Below are 6576 nucleotides of genomic sequence, written 5' to 3' on the forward strand. Positions count from 1 at the left end.
CATACAGTTTTGATCAGGAAAGAAGCCCAAATGACCCGCGATGAATTCAACGCATTTTGCAAATCGCTGCCCGTAACGACCCATGTCGTGCAATGGGGCCGTGCGGATGTCTGGAAGGTCGGTGACAAGGTATTTGCGATTGGTGGCTGGACCAAGGGCAACACGCTTGGGATTATCTTCAAGGTTTCCGATATCGCCTACGAGGTTTTAAAGGAGCAACCCGGTTTGCGGCCTGCCCCGTACCTTGCCTCGCGCGGCATGAAATGGATCCAGCATTATGATGTGCCGGGACTTGATGATGCAGGTCTGCGCGATCATTTGCAGGCATCACACAAAATCGTCGCTCGCGGCCTCACCAAAAAGAAACAGCGCGAGCTTGGCCTTTATCAGATTTGATCAACCCGGCTTTTACAAACGCCAGAGCTCGATGCCCGCAGGCACCTTGTCACGCTGCAGGATGGCGCGCACATCGGCAACAAAGCCTTTGCCATCTTTCAAAAGACCCTGCACCAGCGGCCAACCCTTAGCAACATATTCGCGGTGCGACACCGCCAGCACCACGGCATCCGCCGGTTTCAGGTCGCCATCACCACACAGTTTCAAACCATCGAATTCATGCTCGACTTCCTCGGCATCGGCATGATGATCATGGACCTGAACATTAATCCCTGCTTCTTCAAGCGAACGGATGATATCGATCACACGCGTATTACGGATATCGGGCACATCTTCCTTGAAGGTCAGGCCAAGAACCGTAACGGTTGGGTTCTTGGTCGCACCTTCGCGAAGTAACGCGCGGATCACCTTGTTGGCAACAACCTCGCCCATGCCGTCATTCACCCGGCGGCCAGCCAGGACCACCTGCGGATAATAGCCAAGTTCCTCGGACTTATGGGTCAGGTAATAGGGATCAACCCCAATGCAATGGCCGCCGACAAGCCCCGGCGTAAAGCGCAGGAAGTTCCATTTGGTCCCGGCAGCATCCAACACGTCACGGGTATCAATCCCCGCCCGATCAAAGATCAGCGAAAGTTCGTTCATCAACGCGATATTCAGATCGCGCTGGGTATTTTCAATCACCTTGGCGGCTTCGGCGGCCTTGATGGTCGGAGCCTTGTGAATACCGGCCTTGACGACAGAGCCATAAACGGCAGCAACGATCTCAAGCGTTTCTGGAGTCTGTCCGGATACAACCTTGGTGATGGTGGTAAAGCGGTGTTCCCGATCCCCCGGATTGATGCGTTCAGGCGAATAACCCACCGTGAAATCGGAGCCAGCTTTCAGGCCCGAAAGCTGCTCAAGGATCGGAAGGCATTCTTCTTCCGTCGCACCGGGATAAACCGTGCTTTCATAGACAACGATGTCGCCCTTTTTCAGGATCGCGCCAACTGTTTTCGATGCAGACCGCAACGGCGACAGGTCAGGGCGGTTTGATCTGTCAATCGGGGTCGGCACGGTCACGATATGAAAATCGGCCTTACGCAAGTCGTCCGGACTATCGCTCAGAAGCAAGTCGGCCGCTGCAAGCTCATGATCATCAACCTCACCGGTCGCATCATGCCCGGCCTTGAGCTGCGTAATACGGGACTTGTTGATATCGAATGCCACGACACGACCGGTTTCGGTCCCAAACGCCACCGCCACCGGCAAACCGACATATCCCAGACCGATAACCGAAATCTTGCGCCCGTGGCTCATTGCTTGACCTTCTATTTTGCCGCCTCAAACTTCTATCCAGCGTATTTCCGGCAGTCAACAAAAGAGCCCCGAAACAAAACAGGGCATCCTTGATCAAATGCCCTGTCTAAAGCCTTATTGCGGCAAGAAAAAGTTCTAACCCTTGACCACGATATTGATCAGTTTCGGGGTCGGCTTGGCGATATAGATCACCTTGACGATCTGCATGCCTTCAAGATGGCGGGTGACGTTTTCATCGGCCTTTGCCATTGCTTCAACCGTTGCCTGATCGGCATCCGCAGCCACCATGATAGAGCCGCGTTTTTTGCCATTGACCTGAACCGGGACTTCAAATTCGTCGTCCTTGGCCTTTTCGGCATCAAATTCCGGCCAATCAAACTTGATCACCGATTTTTTGGAACCAAATTCGGCCTCTGCCATACGGCTCATAAGCTCTTCGCCCAGATGCGGCGCAAAGGGCGCGACCATAAGGGCAAGCGCACGAACATGATCGTCATGCACCGCATTTTGGCGGGTCATGGCGTTGGTCAGTTCAATCAAAGCCGCAATCGCGGTATTAAGCCGCAATTCGGCGATATCGTTGGTCACCTTGGCAATTGTTTTATGCAAAAGCGTCTCGATCTTGCCATCGACGTCGCTTGTGCGTTCCATCTGGGTTGCGACCTTCCAGACGTTGGACAGGAAGCGCATCATACCGACAATCGCATCGGACTGCCACGGTTTGGAGCTGTCAAGCGGCCCCATATACATCTCGTAAGTCCGGAAGGTATCAATCGTATACTGATCGCAAATTTCTTCGGGCGGGATGCCGTTTTTATACCGCTTGCCCATCTTGCCGGGAACGGTAATCAAAGCCTCGTCCGTCTTGGCATTGAACGGCTGCTTTTTACCGTCAACATCGCGCATTTCAACGTCATGGATATCGACATAAACGCCGCGCGCGTCGGTATAGGCATCGGCCGTGATCATGCCCTGGTTAAACAGTTTCTGGAACGGTTCAGGCGTTGCAACGTAACCAAGGTCAAACAGGACCTTGTGCCAGAAGCGTGAATACAGAAGATGCAGCACCGCATGTTCCGCGCCGCCAACATAAAGGTCGACAGCACCCGGCTTGGCATTGCCATTGTCATCGGTAGTATTCGCCCAATAAGCCGCCGCCGCGTCCGACGCAAAGGCCTGATCGTTCTTTGCATCGAAATAGCGCAGATAATACCAGCACGATCCGGCCCAGTTCGGCATCGAGTTCGCATCACGACGGAACGAACGCACTTCGTAATCCGCACCGGCGTGGCTGTGGGTCGAACCAACAGCCGCATCCACCGGCAGAACCGAACCATCAGCCAACACAATACCGGTAACGTCCATCCATTCCTTGGCGCGGGCCAGCGGCGGTTCGGGTTCCGAATTCGGGTCTTCGTTTGATTGCGGTTTGAAATCAGTCATTTCCGGCAGAACGACCGGCAGGGCCGCCTCGGCCACGCCATGCACCTGCCCGGTTTCCTGATCAAACAGAACCGGGAACGGCTCGCCCCAATAACGCTGGCGCGAAAACAGCCAGTCACGCAGTTTGTACTGAACCCGACCGCGGCCAATATTCTTGGCTTCCAGCCATTCGATAATTTTCGCCTTGGCATCCGGGGTCGAGAGCCCGTTCAGGCTGACCTCGTCATTGGCAGAATTGATCGTATCGCCCACATCAGTCTGCGCGACTTTGAAATCACCCGGTGCGGTTTCATACCGCGCCAGCAATGCCGCATCGTTAAGATCAACCGCATCAACCGGCGCATTGGCCCGAAGCCAGCCTTCAGTCGGCTTGGTGGTGGCAACAATCGGCAGATCGAATTTATGGGCAAATTCAAAATCGCGCTGATCACCCGCCGGGACCGCCATGATCGCACCCGTGCCATAGCCCATCAGGACATAATCAGCAATCCAGACCGGGATCTGCTGCCCATTGGCCGGGTTGGTCGCATAAGCCCCGATAAACACGCCGGTCTTTTCCCGGTTGGCTTCGTCCTTGGACGAGACCGGACCGGCCAGTTTGACCTCGGCACGATAGGCAGCAACCGCATCCTTCTGATCGGCTGAGGTCAGTGCATCGACCAGCGGATGTTCGGGGGCGAGCACCATATAGGTCGCACCAAAGATGGTATCGGGCCGCGTGGTATAGACCGCGATCTTGTCTTTGCCGCCATCGGCAAGTGCCACCGGGAAATTGACCCGCGCACCGACCGAACGACCGATCCAGCCTTTCTGCATTTCGACAACGCCGTTGGGCCAGTCAAGTCCCTCAAGGTCGCCCACCAGCCGATCGGCATAATCGGTAATGCGCAGCATCCACTGTTTCAGCGGGCGCTTGTAAACCGGGTAATCACCACGCTCGGACTTGCCTTCGTTGGTAACTTCCTCGTTCGACAGAACCGTACCCAGCATCGGACACCAGTTGACCGGAACCTCATCGACATAGGCCAGACGCCCGCGGTCGATCGCACGGTCGATCTCTTTGCCTTCTGCCTTCGTGCCCTCGCCAATGACGGATTTTGGCTGCGGCACGCCGTCTTCATCCAGCAGCCATTCACCGCTTTCAAGCAGCCCGCGCAACTCGGCAATCGGGCGGGCGCGGCCAATGATGGTCTGGCCTTGCGGGCCTTTCCATTCGACGGTCGGGTCATAGAAGCTGTTGAAAAGCTGAAGGAAAATCCACTGCGTCCATTTGTAATAATCGACATCGGTCGAGGCAAAGCGACGATGCGGATCATGGCCAAGGCCGATCACCTGCAACTGGCGCAGCATGTTTTCGATATTGGCTTCGGTGGTGATGCGCGGATGCTGGCCAGTCTGGATGGCAAACTGTTCGGCCGGCAGGCCAAAGGCATCAAAGCCCATCGAATGCAGCACGTTGAAACCGCGCATGCGTTCGAACCGTGCCTTGACGTCGGTCGCGATATAGCCCAACGGATGACCGATATGAAGACCAACCCCGCTTGGATAGGGGAACATATCCAGGATGACTTTTTTCTTTTTGGCGGCGTCGAAATCGGCATCGCCCGGATTGGGGGTACGATAGGTATCGTTTTCCCGCCAGTAATCCTGCCAGCGCTTTTCAAATTCGCGCGCACTTTCCTGATAGTTCGCCACCGTCAAACAGCTCCTAAGCTCAAAATGCCGGAGGCGGAGGAAATCTCGACGCGCCCCGGTCCCATCAATTCAGATAAATTCTGATCAACCAAACCCTGTTCAATAATCGGGCTTGGCCCCTGTTGCAATATCAGAGTGCAGGATAACCGCCACAACCGGCCCCGATGCAAACCCGAAAACCCGCGTATCGCGCATGACGGGTTTGCACATCGCCCACCCGAACCTATATAACTGTCTATGGCCTTTTCGCCCCGATTGTGCGATATTAACCGCACATAAAGACTTCCGGCGAGCGATCCGTACCAAGCAGGTGCCCGCGCAGACCATCAGGAAATCACCGTGTATCAAGCCCGATCAAGGACTTAATACACATATAACCCGCGTCCAGGGAGGACGGCATGGATATCACCATCGGCGGACTGACATCGCAGGCAGCAAACGGCTCCAGCCGCAGCGCGCAGTCTTATCTGCCCGGTAATGACGACTCGAAATCCGGGTCGAACAATTCTATTGCCTCCTCTTTCGCCAGTGCGACCTCGGTTTCTCTTTCTTCACAATCAGCCAATCTTCTGTCGGCCGATCAGATCGTTTCGGCAATCAATGAAAGCCTGTCTTCGACCGGCCTTTCGATCCAGGGTGTCGATCCGTCCGATTACACCCCCGAAGCGGTGGCTGATCGTATCCTTGCCCGTGTCGGCGATCTGATCGCTGCTAATGCCGGAAGCGAGGAAGAAGCGCGCGAGATTTTCGATCAGGCCAGCGAAGGCATTGCCAAGGGACTTGAACAGGCCCGCGAATTCCTTGACGGGCTTGGCGCGCTTAATGACACGATCAATGGTAATATCAACGAAACCGAAGACCGCCTGAATGAAGGCCTGAAATCTATCGAGGCCCGCCTGACCGAACTGTTTGAAAGCAGCACGGCCAAGGAAGCAGCCGATATAACGCCGGAACGCGATGAACAGGTCCTTCAGTCGCAGGTCACCCAGACCGCGCAGGCGAGTCAGGCCTATGCCGAAGCTGGCAGCAACGCACAGCGCAATGCACCACGTTATGGCACAACCGCCATCTGATCTTCGCGGTCATAAGCTTATCCATCCAAACCGGCAGGCACCCCCTGCCGGTTTTATTTTGCGCCCTCACAGCCCGGCCGATCCCGGCCCGTCATCGCCGCCAACGCGAAAAAGCTTCCGTCCGGCATCCTGTATCTTGTTAAACGCATCCTCGGCCATGAAGCCCGACACAAACGCCATAAAGGTCACAAGGAACGCGCTGATTTCGATATTGCCTGATCCATCCGGCCCGCCCTGGGTCACCATCAGCATCCCGGCCTCGGTAAACAGGAAAATCGCAATCGCGGCCGCAATCCCCTCGCCGGTCATCACCATCAGGCGGCCAGCCGCGGCAAAGCCGGTTTCGGGTGCCTGTTCTGCCAGAACCGGTGCCACATCGCCCTCGGCCTTCTCCCTGTCCGCCTCGCCGTCCTCTCCCACCCGGCGATAGCGACGGGTAAAACTGACGACAGAGCCAAGGCCGCCCGCCGCCACCGTCACCAGTAGTGTCAGGACAATCCCCGGCATCTGAAGCAGAAGCGACAGCACCCCGCCAAGCGGCTGCTGAAACAGGGCGACCAGCGACCGTCGCCCGCCCTCATCTGTCGCATCCTCGTCAGCCCAAAGGGCGGCATGTTCTTCTCTAAGGTCGGCAAGCTCCGCACTCAGGCTGGCGCGCAGCCGGTCG

5 protein-coding genes are annotated in these 6576 nt (G+C 56.2%); 2 read left to right on the forward strand and 3 right to left on the reverse strand.

What is annotated here, in order from left to right:
• The first annotated feature begins 30 nt into the window (after positions 1 to 30).
• Complete coding sequence (locus TH5_RS15255; protein ID WP_114122543.1) at positions 31 to 396, forward strand: MmcQ/YjbR family DNA-binding protein; 366 nt, start codon at positions 31 to 33, stop codon at positions 394 to 396.
• Positions 397 to 408: 12 nt separating this feature from the next.
• Here TH5_RS15255 and TH5_RS15260 read toward each other — a convergent pair whose 3' ends face one another.
• Complete coding sequence (locus tag TH5_RS15260) at positions 409 to 1698, reverse strand: nucleotide sugar dehydrogenase (protein ID WP_114122544.1); 1290 nt, start codon at positions 1696 to 1698, stop codon at positions 409 to 411.
• A 135-nt stretch (positions 1699 to 1833) separates the two neighbouring features.
• The gene (locus tag TH5_RS15265; RefSeq protein WP_114122545.1) at positions 1834 to 4836 is read right to left on the reverse strand and encodes a leucine--tRNA ligase; all 3003 of its coding nucleotides are present in this window, start codon (positions 4834 to 4836) and stop codon (positions 1834 to 1836) included.
• 398 nt (positions 4837 to 5234) lie between these two features.
• Between TH5_RS15265 and TH5_RS15270 the strand changes: the two genes are divergently transcribed.
• A complete protein-coding gene (locus tag TH5_RS15270; protein WP_114122546.1) occupies positions 5235 to 5909 on the forward strand; it encodes a DUF5610 domain-containing protein in 675 nt (224 codons plus the stop codon).
• 66 nt (positions 5910 to 5975) lie between these two features.
• On the opposite strand, the gene TH5_RS25640 is transcribed toward TH5_RS15270, so the two are convergent.
• On the reverse strand, positions 5976 to 6576 hold a 601-nt coding region (locus TH5_RS25640; RefSeq protein ID WP_167443568.1), incomplete at its 5' end, for a hypothetical protein.

Source organism: Thalassospira xianhensis MCCC 1A02616, assembly GCF_003326475.1.
GTDB lineage: Bacteria > Pseudomonadota > Alphaproteobacteria > Rhodospirillales > Thalassospiraceae > Thalassospira > Thalassospira xianhensis.